At 42.3% G+C, this 16,811-nt stretch carries 13 protein-coding genes; 7 read left to right on the top strand and 6 right to left on the bottom strand.

The annotated features are described in order from the left end of the window. The 3 genes from MKY54_RS30405 to MKY54_RS30395 all read left to right on the top strand — a co-directional run bounded on the left by MKY54_RS30405 (position 1) and on the right by MKY54_RS30395 (position 3,257). Positions 1–1,137 (top strand): extracellular solute-binding protein, encoded by a 1,137-nt coding sequence (locus tag MKY54_RS30405; RefSeq protein ID WP_339189000.1) that lies wholly within the window; start codon positions 1–3, stop codon positions 1,135–1,137. A gap of 20 nt (positions 1,138–1,157) precedes the next feature. After that, positions 1,158–1,817: a dihydrofolate reductase family protein gene (locus MKY54_RS30400; protein ID WP_076191531.1), complete on the top strand. Its 660-nt coding sequence runs from the start codon at positions 1,158–1,160 to the stop codon at positions 1,815–1,817. Between the two features lie 75 nt (positions 1,818–1,892). Beyond that, on the top strand, positions 1,893–3,257 hold the full coding sequence (locus MKY54_RS30395; protein WP_076124257.1) for an MATE family efflux transporter: 1,365 nt from the start codon (positions 1,893–1,895) through the stop codon (positions 3,255–3,257). Positions 3,258–3,897: 640 nt separating this feature from the next. Here the strand turns inward: MKY54_RS30395 and MKY54_RS30390 are convergent. Beyond that, positions 3,898–5,328 (bottom strand): PLP-dependent aminotransferase family protein, encoded by a 1,431-nt coding sequence (locus MKY54_RS30390; protein WP_339188998.1) that lies wholly within the window; start codon positions 5,326–5,328, stop codon positions 3,898–3,900. 153 nt (positions 5,329–5,481) lie between these two features. Here MKY54_RS30390 and MKY54_RS30385 point away from each other — a divergent pair, with 153 nt between their 5' ends. Next, positions 5,482–6,030, top strand: coding sequence for a pyridoxamine 5'-phosphate oxidase family protein (locus MKY54_RS30385; RefSeq protein WP_036682364.1), 549 nt, complete (start codon positions 5,482–5,484; stop codon positions 6,028–6,030). A gap of 153 nt (positions 6,031–6,183) precedes the next feature. On the opposite strand, the gene MKY54_RS30380 is transcribed toward MKY54_RS30385, so the two are convergent. The 3 genes from MKY54_RS30380 to MKY54_RS30370 all read right to left on the bottom strand — a co-directional run bounded on the left by MKY54_RS30380 (position 6,184) and on the right by MKY54_RS30370 (position 9,297). Next, on the bottom strand, positions 6,184–6,843 hold the full coding sequence (locus tag MKY54_RS30380) for a hypothetical protein (protein ID WP_076124251.1): 660 nt from the start codon (positions 6,841–6,843) through the stop codon (positions 6,184–6,186). A 135-nt stretch (positions 6,844–6,978) separates the two neighbouring features. Beyond that, complete coding sequence (locus tag MKY54_RS30375; RefSeq protein ID WP_076124249.1) at positions 6,979–7,554, bottom strand: C39 family peptidase; 576 nt, start codon at positions 7,552–7,554, stop codon at positions 6,979–6,981. Between the two features lie 267 nt (positions 7,555–7,821). After that, positions 7,822–9,297, bottom strand: coding sequence for a DHA2 family efflux MFS transporter permease subunit (locus tag MKY54_RS30370; protein WP_076124247.1), 1,476 nt, complete (start codon positions 9,295–9,297; stop codon positions 7,822–7,824). 214 nt (positions 9,298–9,511) lie between these two features. Between MKY54_RS30370 and MKY54_RS30365 the strand changes: the two genes are divergently transcribed. From MKY54_RS30365 to MKY54_RS30355, 3 genes are all read left to right on the top strand, one after another. Continuing rightward, on the top strand, positions 9,512–10,018 hold the full coding sequence (locus tag MKY54_RS30365; RefSeq protein ID WP_339188997.1) for a TetR-like C-terminal domain-containing protein: 507 nt from the start codon (positions 9,512–9,514) through the stop codon (positions 10,016–10,018). A gap of 68 nt (positions 10,019–10,086) precedes the next feature. Continuing rightward, positions 10,087–10,794, top strand: a complete 708-nt coding sequence (locus MKY54_RS30360; RefSeq protein ID WP_076143912.1) for a DNA alkylation repair protein — start codon at positions 10,087–10,089, stop codon at positions 10,792–10,794. Between the two features lie 6 nt (positions 10,795–10,800). Next, positions 10,801–12,699, top strand: a complete 1,899-nt coding sequence (locus MKY54_RS30355) for an ABC transporter substrate-binding protein (RefSeq protein ID WP_339188994.1) — start codon at positions 10,801–10,803, stop codon at positions 12,697–12,699. An 87-nt stretch (positions 12,700–12,786) separates the two neighbouring features. Here MKY54_RS30355 and MKY54_RS30350 read toward each other — a convergent pair whose 3' ends face one another. After that, positions 12,787–15,129 carry an AraC family transcriptional regulator gene (locus MKY54_RS30350; protein WP_339188991.1) on the bottom strand — a complete coding sequence of 781 codons (2,343 nt, stop codon included), beginning with the start codon at positions 15,127–15,129 and terminating at the stop codon, positions 12,787–12,789. Between the two features lie 87 nt (positions 15,130–15,216). Beyond that, positions 15,217–16,752 (bottom strand): DUF3502 domain-containing protein, encoded by a 1,536-nt coding sequence (locus tag MKY54_RS30345; RefSeq protein WP_339188988.1) that lies wholly within the window; start codon positions 16,750–16,752, stop codon positions 15,217–15,219. Between the last annotated feature and the right edge of the window lie 59 nt (positions 16,753–16,811).

Raw genomic sequence — 16,811 nt, 5'->3', positions numbered from 1 at the left:
ATGGAAAAGAACAATAAGGAAGTCGTGGTATGGCATGAGTTTGATGGTCCGGGAGATACCTCGATTGAGGTGCTGGAGGGAATTTGTAAGCTGTATACTGAGCGCTTTGGGGTACAAATTACGCCACAAGTCATGAATATTACGGAGCTGACTGCGCGCCTGAACCAAATTAAGGACACCCAGCAAGGTCCACATCTGGCGATGGTTCCTGCCGACATGTCCTCCTATGTTGAGAACGGTCTTTACTCCGAAGTGCCGGGCGGGCTATTTGGCGATACGCTGACTGAGGGTGCTCTTTCAACGATGCAAATGAATGGTGTTCAGTATGGTATCCCGGTATTGCGGGGCAATCATCTGGTTGTGTATTACAACCCGTCGATTTACCCTAGTGCGCCGACGACATGGGACGTGTTCGAAGAGGCAGCAGAAAGGTTATCCGCCCAAGGTATCGTACCGATTGGAGCAGACTTACAGCAAGGCTATTGGTTTATTCCGTTCCTTACAGCTTTCGGCGGCTGGCTTGTACAGAATGGAAAGCCGAATATCGTCACCTCTGAAATGAAGCAGGCACTTCAGTTTATTAGCGACAAGATGGATCAAGGCGTGCTCGTTAGTCTCGACGGCTCGACAGGACTGCTTGAGCAGTTCATTGACGGTAAGATCGGCGCCATTATTTGTGGCGAGTGGATTTATAACCATCTAGATAAGCATATGAACAATAGGCTTGCGGTTTGCCAGCTTCCGAGCATCGAAGGGCGGCAATCGTTATCCATGTCTTCTTCTATTGGCCTGATCTACCCTAATCATTCATTAACGTCCGAGGAGCGGGAAGATATTTTATCATTCACGCGCTTTATGCTGAGTGACGAATGCCAAACGATGTGGACGCTGGGTGTACAGCGGATTCCGGCTCATGAAGAGGTACTGAACCGTCTAGCTGCCTCTGCTGCGCCTAACAAAAAGATGATTTTATCGCTTCTAGATCACTCACGGCCGATGCCGACTTATCCCTTCATGATCCATGTATGGGAGGCGTTAAATGCGGGTCTTATCGAGCTGCCCTTGAGCAATCCTGAACAAGCATTGAACAAAATAGAACAGACTATTCAAGCCTCTTGGGGCGCATTTAAAAGCTAATTAGAGATGGGGAGAGCCAAATGAAAACAACGATATTCAGCCAAATTTCTATTGATGGAAAGCTCACTATGGGCGCTGGTAATTCGAGTAAAGAGCTTTTTTCTTTGTTTTCCAGTGAGGATATGGAATTTATTCATCTGTTCCGGGGGAAGGTGCAGGGAATTATGGTCGGCAAAAATACAATTTTGACGGACAATCCCTTCCTTACTAATCGGTATGAGGAAAATAAAAATCCAATTCGTATCATTCCGACAACTACCTTGGATATTCCGCTAGATTGCAATGTACTCTCGGACCAAGGGAAGACGATTATTGTCACGACCGAGAAAGGACGGGATGAAGAAAAAATCAAACAGATCCGGCAAAGAGGGAAGGAGTGCCTTATCTGCGGCGAGGATAAAGTAGATTTTGTGGAGCTTGAACGTCAGTTGGAGGAGAACTATGGGATTACCAGTCTGCTGGTCGAAGGCGGCGGATTCTTAAACTGGCATATTTTCAATCAGGATATCGTCGATGAGATTATTCTAATGCAGCTTCCAATCATCATAGGCGGCTCCACAAACATTACTTTAGTGGATGGAGACGGTTATCAGCAATTGAACTTTGCGAAAAAGTTCAAGGTTGTAGAAATTCAACCAAAAGATAACTACACGCTCATGCGCTACAAAAAGGTGATCTAACCTCACACTAAGTCATAGACTGCGAATGGCAATGAGTTCTGGAAAAATCGAGAATATGGGGGTTGTGAACGATACATGTCAGAGAAAGAAGATTTCTACAAAAGTGTGTATAAAATCGCTGTGCCCGTTACGCTTCAAAGCTTGCTGATGGCGTTGCTTAATTTGACGGATCAATTGATGGTTGGGCAGCTGGGAGATGTGGCAATTGCCTCGGTGGGGATGTCGACCAAAATATACGGGATCATCGCGGTTGTCTTGGCCGGTTTATCAACGGGTGTATCCATATATGCAGCCCAGTTTTGGGGAAATAAAGATTCCAAAAGCGTCTCTCAAGTACTGGGTCTCGGACTGATCACCGGCTTTGCGTTCTCGTTCCTGTTCTCTGCGGCTGTCTTTATCGACTCGCCGCTCTTTCTGAGCCTATTCACTACAGACGTGAATGTAATAGATGAGGGTTATATCTTTCTCCAGATAATGTCGATCGGTTTTGTGCCTGTCATGCTCACGATGATGTATTCCGCGATTTTACGCAGTACTGGCCATGCCAAATGGCCGATGTATGTAAGTCTAATTGCAGTTGGCTTGAATATTATACTGAATTACGTACTTATTTACGGTCATTTCGGTGCTCCTGCGCTTGGTCTGAAGGGCGCTGCCATTGCTACTCTTATCTCTAGGGTCTTCGAATGCTTGTTGATCATTGGTGCCGTGTACCGGTATCGTTTACCGGGAGCTGTCGGGTTAAAGAACTTATTCAGCGTTCCTAAACCGCTCATTCGCAAGTTTTTTGGAACGACCTATCCGCTGCTACTGACTGAATTGATTTGGGTATTGGGTGAAACGGCATATGCGGTCATTTATAGCCGTATGGGGACGATGGAAATGACTGCAATGACCATTACCTTCCCACTTCAGGGTCTTTGCATTGGTTTATTATCGGGTCTGGCTAGTGCAGCAGGGGTAATGGTTGGCAACCGTTTGGGTGCGAATGAATCTGATATCGCACTCGATCATGCGAAAAGGTTCATTCGTCTAGGCATCATTATCTCTCTGATCGTCGGGGTTATCATTGCGGCAGGCTCGAAGCTGTATGTCTCTGCGTTCAATATCTCCGAGGACGCTAAACAAATGAGCATGTATATCGTTATCGTGTTTGCTGGATTTCTTTGGGTCAAAGTATCCAATATGATTATAGCCGGCGGTATTCTAAACAGCGGAGGAGACAGCAAGTTCGTATTTGGCATGGAGTCTACCGCAACGTGGCTGATAGGTGTCCCATCCGGGCTGTTGCTGTCATACATTTGGAAGCAACCAGTCTACCTTGTGTATCTCGTCATCTCGCTGGAGGAGGTTGTCCGCTTTGGTTTCGGCTACGCCCGGATTTACTCCCGTAAGTGGATGAGAAATTTAGTTAGTGATTTGGCTGAAAAAGCTATGTAATGTAGGACCTGATTGGGTCGATGTGGAGTATTACCCCCCCTAAATTGGAGATCTCTTCACTTAACAATGCAAAAGGTACTGCCTCAAGGTAGTGCCTTTTTCATTGATTTTTAAATATCCAGTTGGGTGGTTTACGATCCATATAGTATTATTTCAATTCAATCTGTCCTTGTTCGGTTCTCCAGAACCCAGTTTGGACATTCAAAAGAAAGCCAGTCATATCTTCTGGGATTTCAAATACTACATTGCCTGTTTGAGCCAATCCAGGATTGATTCCTTCATATAAAAAATAGTCTCCGGAAGTAGTAATCAACATGCCTTTTAGTAGTTTCTTGGTAAGTTTTTAATAGTATTAGAGTGCAGTGTTTGAATATTTCTCGGGAGCCGTAGATGAGAGAAAAATAGGCCGCACTCCATGAAAAGAGCGGCCTATTTCTTTTTACATTTACTTAGGTTGCTTACGTCTTCTGAGATAGGCCCAGATCATAAATACCGCTGCTAGAGCAATAATGGCGCTAATGGTAATAGACCTTGTTAGGTGATTATTATCGTCCGGATAATACGCGGAAGCAAGGGTTTCATAGATCTAAAATAGTCTATGGACTGTTCAACAAATTTTGTGAGTGCTGCGGAGATGATTTTATAGGATCAGCTCCGCAAGACGATGAATGCCCTGCTCAATCGCTGCCTCATTTATTTTTGCAAACCCCAATACCCATCCTTTTCTTTTGCTATCCAAACAATAGGGTCCAAGAGGGTACACACGTATTCCATGTTGTAGGGCTAACTTTGTCACAGCTTCTTCGTCGAATGTTTCCTCAGCTTCTAATAACATATGTAATCCAGTTTCTACTCCACTGAGCGTGAAGCGCTCCCCTAAACCGGTAGCCATAATAGCTTTTGCCATGACCTCGTGTCTTCGCCGGTATACGTTTCTGACTCTTCGCATATGGCGCATAAAATGACCATTTTTAATGAAGTGGGTTAGTGTTAGCTGATCCATAATCGGAAGATGACGGTAAGTCAGCTCCTGCACCTTCGCTAGCTGAGCAATTGCCTCGACTGATCCAACAATAGCCGAAATACGAATGCCTGGTGCAATCATTTTAGAGAAACTCATGAGATACAAAGTATTATTAGATGCCTGACTAAACAGCGTTGGCAGCGGCTCCCCGCGATATCGAAATTCACTATCATAATCGTCTTCAATGATCCAAAATCGTTCTTGAACGGCCTTATGCAGCAGTTGTTGCCGGCGGGGCTCCGACATAACGACCCCTACTGCGCACTGGTGGGAAGGGGTGGCAAAGACCAGTTTGGATTGCGGGTGAATATGCTCAACCACTAGACCATACTCATCAACAGGAACGGGTACCACATTCATACGGCGGTATTTCATTGCCATCCAAGCAGCTGGGAAACCTGGATCTTCTACTGAGACAGTGTCCTCATCAGCTAAAAGTGACTGTGCGATTAAGTCAATACTATGCTGAGCTCCTGAGGTCAACAGAATCTGATTGGTTTGGACATGTATGCCCCGTTCAAGTGATAAATAACGCTGTATTTGCTCACGTAATGGTGTGTACCCGTAGCAGTTACCGTAAGCCCAGCTTGATAAATCCATTTCAGCGGATGCCTGGAGCAGCGATTGCCGCCAGTTTTTTTGGAATTGTTCGTCCAAATAGGGTTCATGGGGACTGAAATCAATATCCACTTCTAGCGGCTCTTTACCTCTGAACCAGTCATGTAATTGATCAACAGCTGAGTCTAGCAAGGAGAGTGAAGGAGGTGTGGGGCCCTCTGTTTCTATTTCCTTCGTTGATATAGCGACTTGCTTCCATGTACTAACTCGCGTCCCTCCCCGGCGGGAGGTAACTGTATAACCCCGACTTAACAATTCCTCATAGACGATCTGTATAGTTGAGCGGGAGACACCTACGATGTGCGCAAGTTCGCGGGTAGGAATCAGTAGTTCTCCTGGTGCCCAGACTCCGCTAGTAATATTATGGATCGCTTGATCAAGCAATTGCTGCCAGATCGGTCTCTTATCATTACGAATTACTTTCATCATCGTACATACCTCCAAATAGAAACTCCAATCATAAAAAGCTGATTATGGATTGCTCTAAACAGCGAATTATGGATATTTTAATGCAATCCATTCATTGATATACTACCGTAACAACGCAGGTATCCGCAATTTAAATAAAAGGAGAGATTCGATATGAATTCGGTTCGTTACAAGACCAGGGAATGCCTAGATCAAGAGAAGATTGAAAGGTTCCTTCACCAAACGAGATTAGGTTATCTGGGGTTGGTTGATGGGAACCTCCCTTATGTTGTGCCACTTAATTATGTATGGACTGAAGGGAAACTGTATATTCATGGGGCTGGAGATGGAAGACGTAATCAGGTCATGCGTGATAATCCGGAGGTGTGTTTTACGGTATGTGAGGAATACGGAACTATTACAGATCCGGTACCAGCCAAAACGGATACAGCTTATATGAGCGTAATGATTTTTGGACAAGCAGAACCGATTTCAGATTTGGATGAAGCCACACACGTACTTCAGGAATTGATCAATAAATACGTACCGGGTTATTATAATCGCCCCTTGTCCAAGCAGCATGTGGAAAAGTATAGATCGGCTGTATTTGGCGGTCCGGTTCAAGTTTATCGGGTAATTCCGTATCATATCACGGCAAAAGAAAGTCCTATTGAAGCAGAAAAAATGTATAAAAGGGGCATGGGTACTGGACGAGATGTTTAGCCGCAAGATACCATTACAAATGGTGTTATGCTAACGAGGTCTTTGGCAGCCTTTATGTCCTAATCATATGGGGAGAGGGAGGCTTTTTAGAGGTACTATCTATCAAAGTAGGCCGCAATCCAATGAAGGAGGGCGGCCTACTTATTTTTACATTTATTTAGGTTGTTTACGTCTTCTGAGATAGGCCCAGAACACAAATACCGCTACTAGAGCAATAATGGCGCTAATGGTGATAGACCTTGTTAGATGATTATTATCGTCCGCATAATATGCGGAAGCAATGGTTCCCGACCCATCCTGCTCGTCATCGGAAGAATCGTTCTGCATCGTTTGTAACACATCAATTAAATGCCCGGGTGCTTGAGGCTCCGAAATATTGCTTAGTCCTTTTGTTTCTGCTGATGAGGCTTGTTGTGGGGCGATGATTAGTTCCTGATTGTCTTTCTTGAAGGCAGCTATATATTCGTCCCGCTCACGGATAAGTGTAGGCTCACTCACTTCACCCTCAGCTTCTAGTGAATGAATAGCATAGGCCAAAGTATTAGGATTTCCTCCAAACTCAGTAACTTGATAGGACCCGTTTGAATCCTTTTGAATGATCATTTTAGATTTGGGTATTCCGCCCGATAAAATAAGAAACTCCCAGTTGTCTTGGGGTGTGACCGTTTCAATCAGACTATCGGAAGCCGCCCTAAGCTTAGCGCCATCAATAAAATGAATCTGCATTCCTTGACCTACGGTAATTTCACTAATCTCTGCTTCATTGTTGTAACCATACCCTTCAGGATCTTTAGATAGCCCTTCTTTAATCAATGTTAATCCTTCTGTATTTGCAAAAGAAACAACATCTTCAGTTACGGTCTGAGCCCATACAGGTGAGAAAAAAGTCAGAAATAAAACGAATGAAGTTACAGTTAACAGCAGCGTTTTCTTAATGGGAAGCCCTCCTTAAATATATTTGTTGAAGCCATGAAGTCCCCATCTCCAGGTTCTATCGTAGCTGGAGCCACCTTTAACGTTGGTGTATAACATGGAGGTTTTTGTGCCCCCACTCGGGTTCATGTGTTGAATCCAATCATTTCCACTATATGTGTCGTACCCATAGATAACTACTGCGTGCCCGCCACCGGTAGCACTATTCCATTTCCAGCTTACATATATAGGACTGCCAACATTATCAATCTGGTTTTTTACATCGCTGTAAGATAGTGCTCCTGTATGATTCCAACTGGAGACACCATAATCATGAATGCCTTCTTGAACAGTTCCATAAGATTCACTCTCGTCTGTTGTACAGCCGGAGGTTCCCTTCACATGATCATAAAAAGAACATTGGCTTACAGAGATTCCGTAATATTGAAGTATGGTAACGCTAGTCGCAGCCCAGCACCAATTATTCTTAGCTTGTGTAGCTGTAGGGTAGCCAATTAAATTAGTCGCATATGCTTGGGAAACAAAAGAAAAAAGAAAGACTGAAACAAAGGTTCCAACAAGCATCAATCTCTTTTTTAAAGATAGTTTCATGAATGGAATCAGCTCCTTATTATGGATTAATATTCCTTTTAATAACACTATTAAAATACCATATATTAACTTATGTGTAAAGTTTAAATATTTTTCCGTTTTTATAATAGAGTCTACACATTTGATACGGAGAGGGGGATACTGATATGGATAAGAAAATATTGATGCTCGTAGGAATACGTGCTCCAATGATCCAAAGCAAGCCATTCATAACAAAAGCCACTCCGCTAAGGAATGGCTTTTCTTCATTTACTCTGCAATTACTAGTTACAACTGAGGTTCTTCCTTGCTAACTAGGTTTGCTTTCTTTTCAATCATGAGCTTGTTTTTCGTGGGCATAAATAAGGTTATAACAAATGCGGCAATGGATAAAATCATCATGAAGTAGTAGGCGTCACTTGCCCCAAGAATTGATGTAAGGGATTTAAGAATGTCAGGAGTAGTGGAGGGATTGTTCAGCATCACTGTAGTTGCATGACTTGTTGCCTGCACTGTATAAATTGTAATTACGACAGCAGTACCAATGGCCCCGGCAATTTGGCGAACGGTATTGTTCACAGCTGTACCATGAGTGCCAAGTTGTTTGGGCAACGCATTTAGTCCGGCTGTATTGAGTGGCATAGTAATGAAGCTTAATCCAATTCGCAGGCCAATAGTACGAATCATTAGATACGTATACGTAGTTGATTCAGATAAATCTGTTACCGCCCACATAGATGGAATAATAAACAATAGACCAATGATGAACAGCGGTTTCGCACCGAAACGGTCGTATAATTTACCGGTGACGGGTGACATGAACGCATTTACGAGTGCGCCCGGCAACAATAGTAGTCCTGCATCAAATGCTGTAAACCCGCGGCCATTCTGCAGATAAATAGGCAATAAGATCATATCTGCGTACATCATCATCGTGATTAATACGTTAATAAGAGATGTCATCGTAAAAACCTTATTTTTGAAGACCGACAGGTTTAGCAGCGGATCATCCGATTTGATTTGTCGAAGACAGAATACGGCTGTTACCACGACCCCAATCCCTAAGGTCAGGATCACGATTACATCATCCCAGCCTTTACTGCCTGCACTACTGAAGCCGTATAAAATTAAGCCAAATCCGACGGTTGATAAAAGAACACTTATGACATCAAGCTTCGACTTAGACGTCTCAGATACATTCACTAAATACTTGAGTGCCAACGCTATAACAATGAGGACAAGTGGAATAAGCCCGATAAATAACCAGCGCCAAGAGTGGTATTCGACAACAAAACCCGCGAGCGTTGGCCCAATAGCAGGAGCGAATATCATCGCCAGTCCAAGCAGTCCCATAGCGCTGCCACGTTTTTCAACGGGGAAGATCGCCAGCACAACACTCATCATGAGCGGCATTATAATGCCAGCACCGGCAGCTTGGATCATTCGTCCGATTAAGAGTAGACTAAAGCTCGGCGCTGCTGCACAAATTATAGAACCGATTAATAAAAATGACATGGCACTTATAAATAATTGCCGTGTTGTAAAACGTTTCATTAAATAGGCCGTAATCGGAATCAAAATCCCGTTGATCAGCATAAATCCTGTTGAAATCCATTGTACGGTTGTTGCCGTGACATCAAATACATCCATCAGACTACTTAAGGCGACATTTAAAAGCGTCTGATTGAGTGTGGATAAGAAACAACCAAAGATTAAGATGGTTAGTAAGATCCCTTTATTTATTTTCTTAATGTCTTCTTGCATGTTGCAGTCCTCTCTTCATTGCTTTTTCGACATAGTGTCAATAAAATAAATCATATCAGGATTTAAATAGTATTCCTATTTGCAATTTTATTGAAAATGTCGACTAATCGACAGAATAGGCAAATTAGTTGATGAAAGGCCATTTAAACGATAATAGAGGGATGAAATGACTGAACATAAAAGAGTTGACCCACGAGCTATTCGCTCAAAAAAGATGCTTAAGAACGCCGTTTTTTCATTATTGGCCGACAATGTGGAGATTTCGCAATTGACCGTCCAAAAAATCGCCAACCGCGCGGAACTAAATCGTGCAACGTTTTATTTGCATTATGAGGATATTAACGATTTATTGCGCCAGATCGTACATGAAATCTTCGATGACCTGTCCATGAAGGTTGAACCGCTATTACAAATGAAGAGCAACAACGAACAGGAGCAGCTGGTCACCTTTTTAAATTATTTTTTTGAATACCGGAAAGTTTTTGCTGTATTGATTGAGCATAAAGGCTTCAAAAAACACTTGACCAACCTGTTAAAAAGTACTGTCGAAAAACGAAGAAACGCGAGGAACATTGACCTTACTAAGGAGGTAGTCTCCGTTGATATTATTGCAGCCTCACTACTGGGGATTATTATGTGGTGGATTAAGGATGGCAACCAATATAGCGCTGAATACATAGCGGGGCAAATTACCTTGATGTATAAAAGAAGGTATTTATAAGAGCTTTTATGATATATTCAAGTAAAGTTTGAGTCCCTAGCCAATAATCTAAAAAGGAAGTGCGAACAATGGATTTAGAAACGGTCATGCAAGAGCTTGAAGCTCTCGGCAAGGAACGCACCAAGAAAATATATCTATCCAATGGCGCGCACGAACCGCTTTTTGGTGTGGCCACAGGCCAGATGAAGCCTATCTTCAGAAAAATAAAACATAATCAACCCTTGGCCGAGCAGCTTTATGCTACGGGAAATTACGACGCTATGTATTTTGCCGGGGTGATCGCGGAGCCTAAAGCAATGTCAGAGTCGGATTTTGAGCGGTGGATTGCTGGCGCTTATTTCTATATGCTATCGGACTTTGTGGTGGCAGTAACGTTGGCGGAGACGGATATTGCGCAAGAGGTTTCTGATAAATGGATTGCCAGTGAGATAGAGCTGAAAATGTCGGCGGGCTGGAACTGTTACTGCTGGCTGCTCGGAAATCGCCCGGACAGTGAATTTTCCGCAGAAAAATTGGCCGCTATGTTGGAGCTTGCTAAAAATACGATTCATGATGCTCCTGAGCGAACGAAATACGCAATGAACAATTTCATCTACACTGTGGGCGTATCCTATCTGCCGCTTCATGATAAAGCGGTTGAGATTGCAAAGGAAGTTGGCCCGGTGGAAGTCCATACCGGTAGTGCAAAAAGCAAGATTTTGAATGCTTCAATTAATATTCAAAAGGCAGTTGATAAATCGCAGCTCGGCTTCAAACGAAAACATGTAAGGTGTTAGTCAATCATGGACATCAATGACCTTATTGCTGTATGGAATCACGCGAATTGCAAAGTAGTTGATATTCGTCGGATGACCCTTAGACCTGGCGAATCTATACCTTCCTATTACGTCCCCTCAAGGCTGTTTCTTATGTCGATTCACGGTAATGCTACAGTTAACCTGGGAAGCCAAGTTCACCGTTTACAGCGCTTTACAGTGCTTCATGTAGGCAAAGGAACTGTGCTCAACATTGACGCAGGCAGCGAGGGGCTGGATTACTATAGCATTTATTATAAAGTGAGTATGCATCCCTCACTACCCTTAGAGATTGCTACGCTATACGAGGGCGCTAAATCCTTTGATCATTCGTACAGCATGACGCCTGACAATTCGGTAGCGCTGTATCGCATAGTGAGCGAGATGTTTAAGGAGTGGGGGAAGCCGCAGCCGCTTGCGCGGTTGCATGTTCGCACTTTACTCCATCAGTTTGTGTATGAGCTATTTCATCAAATGTCGGTGCAAGGGGTTAATACGACTAAGCGTGATCTGGCTGCCCGGATTGCCGACATTATCCATGAACATTATACGGATAACATTACGCTGGAATCATTATCGGAAAGCCTGAACTATAGCGTCCCCCATTTATCTTCCTACTTCAAAATCCGTACTGGACTTAGCCCGATTGATTACTTAATTAAGGTGCGCATCGAAAAAGCGGTGGCACTTCTGCTGGAAACAGATGCTACGCTGAAGGAAATTGCAGTGGGCGTCGGTTATCAAGACCCTAGTTATTTGGGCAGGCTGTTCAAAAAGTATAAGGGTGTTTCCCCGATTAGCTATAGAGAATTGCATTCCAGAAAGAACAAACTAGAAGATAGTCCTGCCACAAACATAGAATCCTCCATTGTTGCCCTTGAATCATTTGACTATACTGATTATATTGATAACGATTATCAGTATCATTTTGATCAAGAGGGAGATTCATTCATGTTTAAACATTCAAGGCCTACGCTGGCATCGGTATTGCTGTTAAGCTTCATTTTGGTACTGAGCGCATGTGGTACAAACGGTGCTACGGAGAATGCTGCCTCACAGCAGCCGAAGACCAAAATCGTTAAAACGGTTAACGGTGAGGTGGAGATCCCCCTTCATCCCAAAAGAATTGTTGCAGGTGAATATCTCGGCAGCTTAATTGCGCTTGGCATTACACCTATCGGAACCTCCGAACATCATATTAAAAATCCATATTTTCAGGAGTATTTGAAAGACGTTGAGAATATAGGGGACGGAAATGGAAATGTAGAGAAAATTCTGTCGCTTAATCCCGATTTGATTATTATGGATGATTTCTATCCTGAGCTAAATGAGCAGATGTCAAAAATCGCACCTACGGTCGTTATTCCATACGCTTCCTTAAAAACGGTACATGAGGAAGTGGCTTATTTCGGTGAGCTGCTTAGTGAAGAAGATAAGGCCAAAACCTGGCTTGCAGACTATGACAGCCGTATGGCCAATGCCAAGGAGAGCGTATTGAAGGTTGTGCCTGCAGATAGCACATTTTCCATTATTGAATGGTCTGAAAACAGCTTGATGGCCGTCGGAACAGACTTCGGCAAAGGTGGACAACCAATCTATAATGGATTAGGATTTAAGCCTCCTGCGGATATCGCCGCCGAAATGGCCGATCCGGGCTGGGCTTCATTCTCTGCTGAGGTCTTACCAAAGTATGCCGGTGACTATATTATTCTTACCTCCGACTCGAAAAAGCTGGATGAACTTAAAGCCGACCCGATCTGGGGCGCACTGCCAGCAGTCAAAAATGATCACGTATTTCTTTGGACAAGCGATCGCTCCGGCTACTGGGACCCAATAGCTATTCTGAGTCAGACAGAAGAGTTGGCGGCTTGGCTGACAAGCCACTAATACAACGTGTATTCCAAACCTAAAAGGCGCCCCTTCGGGTGCCTTTTTAGGTTTTTTTGGAGATGGTTCGCCGCCATGTTCTATGTGTCATTCTCCAGCTGATTCTGCAGTAACATCAAGATAATTGATCCTGTATTGCGACGGTGACAGCCCATATTTCTTCTTAAAGGCAGCAGCAAAATAAGAACTACTATTAAAGCCAACTTCGCTGGCAATGTCGTTAATATTGAAATCTTTCTTTTCCACCAGTAGAGCTGCGGCTCTTTGCAGTCTTAATTGATTTATATAATCTGGAAAGGTCTTCTGCGTATAGCTGTTGAACAGTTTGCTAAAGTACGATGAGCTCATATTGTATTTTTCAGCAAGGGCATCAATGGATAGCGTATTATCGTTAATATGCTCATGGATATACTCGATCGCCTTCATAATGTTGTTTTGCACCGTTAATGAACGGGAAGTTTTTAACTCTAAACAAGCACTGTCGAGCATTGTTTTTAGCAGGGTACTAAGCTCATCAATATTATTGCAGCTTTGCAGCTTCACATAGACATCCAGATAGATGCTACGGTATTCCTTATTTTCTACTATGGAGTTATGCGCTAGCATAGCAGCATCAGCAAGCAAATTGGCTAAATAACTTAAACCTGCTTCATACTCAATATTCTTCACAAGCTCAAGTAAAGCTTCTATATTTTCAAGAGGGATTGTTTGCAATTGGTTGCTTTTAATTAGCTCCAAAATCTTCTGTGTCAACTCATTCGCTTGCCCTTTGGATAGACTACTTGGTGTAAAGGTGTCAAAGATAAAGTACGACTGCTTGTAGCAAAACAATTTATTTCTTATCAAATGTTGGACTTGTTCATAGGAATCCGGTAATTGCTGCAAGTTATATGCTATTTGTGAAATGCCTATAGTGATATGAACTTTATAGTTCTCGGCAAGCTTATGAATCATTTGTTCAGCGTATTGCGCCACAACTTGCAGATCGTTTAGTAAAATAGCCGACCGTCCTTCGCTGACAATTAGAATGAACTGATTGCTGCTTATCGGATAGGCTTTATAATCTATTTCCTGGCTCCATATTTGTTGCCCGACATTTTGCAAAAGAAGTAAGAGATTATAATCGAGATCTAGAGCAGAAGGAGCAGTAACTTCTACACTGATAACGCGATAATGTCCTTGATCTCCTAGCTTTTCTTGCAGGCTTTTCAGTTCTCGCGGCAGTTGCGGGTCTGCATTTTGTTGACTATAGTTACGCTTTTGAAGAAAATCTATAAATTCATTGCTGCTGTGCCGTGATTCCAAGGCACTCATTTTAGAAAGCGCTTTCGATATTGTCAGTGATGCTGTTTGTATCTCATCATAATGATTTCCATGTTCTTGCTCCTCTTCATCATCCTGCTCCGAGTTTCTGAAGGCTGTATAAATATTGAGCAGCATATGATTAACTGGCTTGTAAACTTTATTAGTGAACACATAACTTAATAATAGCGCAATGAAAATAATGAAGATGGAAAAGATAATAATCGCATTTCTAGCCTTAAGTAATTGTTCAATACTGCTTTGATAATCCATGACGGAAACGATACTGTATCCTTCATGCCCATTATTTACATAGGAAATTACTATATCTTCATCTTTACCCTTATTTTTTGATGAATAGCTGTTATAGCCATCTGTGGCATGCGCTATTTCATTTAGTGTAGTTGGTGCTATGGGATAATTATTGTTTTGTTCAGTTATAATTTGGCTTGTTTGATTATCTACGATTAATATACTGTCAGACTGATCTTCATAGCTGGAAAGAATGCTCTTACGTAATGTTTCCGTATTGGAGACTATGATAATACCACTTTGACTAGTGCCGTATAAGGCTGTGCGCGAGGTTTGAAAAAATACGAGTCGCTGGCTGCCATCTGCTAATGTAATCGGAATAGGATAACGATCCGTCTTAGATTGCAGTACTTGCTTTAAAATATTTTGTTTTTCATTTCGATTAAGATAGTAGTCATCCAGTTCATAAATAATGTCATCCTGATTAAAAAAGAAAATGGAGTTGACGGATTCGTTCGCATTCAAAATCGGGTGTAAGTTATTGCTTATCTCTATCGCGTCCAATACGCTGGTGTTTTCATAGTCATAAATGTAAGAAATAGATTTGGGCATTTTATTAATAAGCTCTGTCAGGCGACGGTATTGATCTAGTTTGCTGTTGTATACGGTACTGATATTTTCCAGCTTATTTCGCAACATGTCATTAATTTGATTTTTCATATAAACATTAAAATATTGGAAGGCCGCAACATTGATAATAATTACAGTAATAATAGAAATGGATAAAAAGTTCATATAGACTTTGAACTTAAAGCTTTTGCGCCATCTATTGGCATATTTACTTACAAATTGTTTGCCTGGATTCAACAGCTTCAATAGCTTCATTCCCTCCTTATATGAAATTATGAAGGAATAGCCTAATTGTGAGTTGATGAATCAGGCTATTCCGATAGTCATATAAGCTTAATTAGTTGCTTTTTTGCTGGAAATGAACTCACTAAATTGTTTTTGATATTCAGCAATAAATTTTTCTAAACCGGCATCACCCAGCTTTTTCAAGGCAGTGTCAATATTGGAGTCATAGTCTTTAAAACCTTGTGATATGGGTTGTATATATTCTTGTTCTACGGCTTGCATTTGAGCGTATTCCGTTTTTACGGGCTCCATGTTGAAGGAGAAGCCAATATCTTTTTGTAGTATCGAGCCTTCGTTCCAATTTTGATACGTACTGATTTGTTCTTCAGTAATATAATCTCTAAATCTTGTAAAATGAATGTTATCAGGCAACCAAGTGTCGAACAATGTATCTTGATTAATAAACTCAATCTGTCCATCAGCAGTTAGGTTATAATCTTTGCCTTCAACGCCATACAGAATAAAGTCTGTCCATTCTTGACTGCTTTGCAGTAAGTTAATTAACTTCACGTAACCCTCAAGTTCAGCACCCTTTACATTAGCCCCAACTGCAAACGCTGTAGAATATGTGCCGCGTGACATTAGTGGTTTTTTCGCAGGATCACCTAAATAGTAGTTTTTGAACACCGCATTAGGGTTAGCTTTGCGTATGGCATCCATATACTCAAATACGCGATAGCTTGCACCCATGCCGAATAAGGCTTTGCCTGCAAAAAACGATGAATCTGCTTGTGCAGGATTTGACAAGGCGTAGCTTGGGATAAGACCTTCTTTATTCCATCTGCGGGCGATATCCGCCATTTGTTTGTATTCATCCGATTCATAAAAGCTGTAGACAGTCGGATCTTCCGGCTTGTTGCCATCGGTCATAATAAAGCTATACGGCTGATAAATATTAATGTTTGAATTAATCGAGCCATTGAAGATATTCAAGCTCCAGCCGCGTCCTGAGCCAATCATATCAGGATATTTTTGCTTTGCCAATTTGTAAAATTGCTCAACATCCTCAACGGTTTTCAAATCGGTCATACCGACTTCTTGCAGCAGATCCTCTCGTGCAATAATCACATAATTTTCTCCAGCATTTGGTTTATTGCCGAAAGGTAATGCATATTGCTTTCCGTTGACCTTCCAGATGTCAAACGCTTCATCGCCGCCCGTATTCTTTTTTAAATCGCCAGCATATTTTTCAGCAGCTTCAGTCAAATCAGCATAATAGCCCTTGGCAACGGATTTTGCCATAAATGCAGTATCGGTATATGTGGCAAATTTTTCGCCGGATGATAGCATTAGCTCGGTTTTACCAGTTGCATACTCGGTCCACGGTAAATATTGAATACTTACATCGACGTTAATCGCTTGCAGAACCTTGTCATGAAACTCATTTTTCGCAAAATCAGCCATACGTTTTGACTGCTCCCCGTAAAGCACTAACGTTGCTTTGGTCGGCTGATCGCCACTGCCATTATTGCTATTGTTGCTACCAGCTTCGTCCCCTTGCGACTTGCCGCCGCATCCGCTTAAAAGTCCCGCCAGCAGTAAAGATGCAAGCAGTAAGGTGAACCCTTTTCTCGATTTGCCCATAAGAACACTCTCCCAAATTTATATTTAGCCTACTAAAATTCAAATAGGCCTAACTACTA

Origin of the sequence: Paenibacillus sp. FSL P2-0121, assembly GCF_037975345.1 — a bacterium.
In the GTDB taxonomy this organism is placed as follows: Bacteria; Bacillota; Bacilli; order Paenibacillales; family Paenibacillaceae; genus Paenibacillus_AQ; species Paenibacillus_AQ odorifer.
The sequence above is the reverse complement of the archived record's forward strand: the minus strand, read 5'-3'. Positions and strand labels throughout refer to the sequence as shown.

Excerpts from the sequence above, each read along its gene's own strand:
- MKY54_RS30405 (WP_339189000.1), top strand. The coding sequence starts at position 1 with ATGGAAAAGAACAATAAGGAAGTCGTGGTATGGCATGAGTTTGATGGT.
- MKY54_RS30400 (WP_076191531.1), top strand. The coding sequence starts at position 1,158 with ATGAAAACAACGATATTCAGCCAAATTTCTATTGATGGAAAGCTCACT.
- MKY54_RS30395 (WP_076124257.1), top strand. The coding sequence starts at position 1,893 with ATGTCAGAGAAAGAAGATTTCTACAAAAGTGTGTATAAAATCGCTGTG.
- MKY54_RS30390 (WP_339188998.1), bottom strand. The coding sequence starts at position 5,328 with ATGATGAAAGTAATTCGTAATGATAAGAGACCGATCTGGCAGCAATTG.
- MKY54_RS30385 (WP_036682364.1), top strand. The coding sequence starts at position 5,482 with ATGAATTCGGTTCGTTACAAGACCAGGGAATGCCTAGATCAAGAGAAG.
- MKY54_RS30375 (WP_076124249.1), bottom strand. The coding sequence starts at position 7,554 with ATGAAACTATCTTTAAAAAAGAGATTGATGCTTGTTGGAACCTTTGTT.
- MKY54_RS30370 (WP_076124247.1), bottom strand. The coding sequence starts at position 9,297 with ATGCAAGAAGACATTAAGAAAATAAATAAAGGGATCTTACTAACCATC.
- MKY54_RS30365 (WP_339188997.1), top strand. The coding sequence starts at position 9,512 with ATGCTTAAGAACGCCGTTTTTTCATTATTGGCCGACAATGTGGAGATT.
- MKY54_RS30360 (WP_076143912.1), top strand. The coding sequence starts at position 10,087 with ATGGATTTAGAAACGGTCATGCAAGAGCTTGAAGCTCTCGGCAAGGAA.
- MKY54_RS30355 (WP_339188994.1), top strand. The coding sequence starts at position 10,801 with ATGGACATCAATGACCTTATTGCTGTATGGAATCACGCGAATTGCAAA.
- MKY54_RS30345 (WP_339188988.1), bottom strand. The coding sequence starts at position 16,752 with ATGGGCAAATCGAGAAAAGGGTTCACCTTACTGCTTGCATCTTTACTG.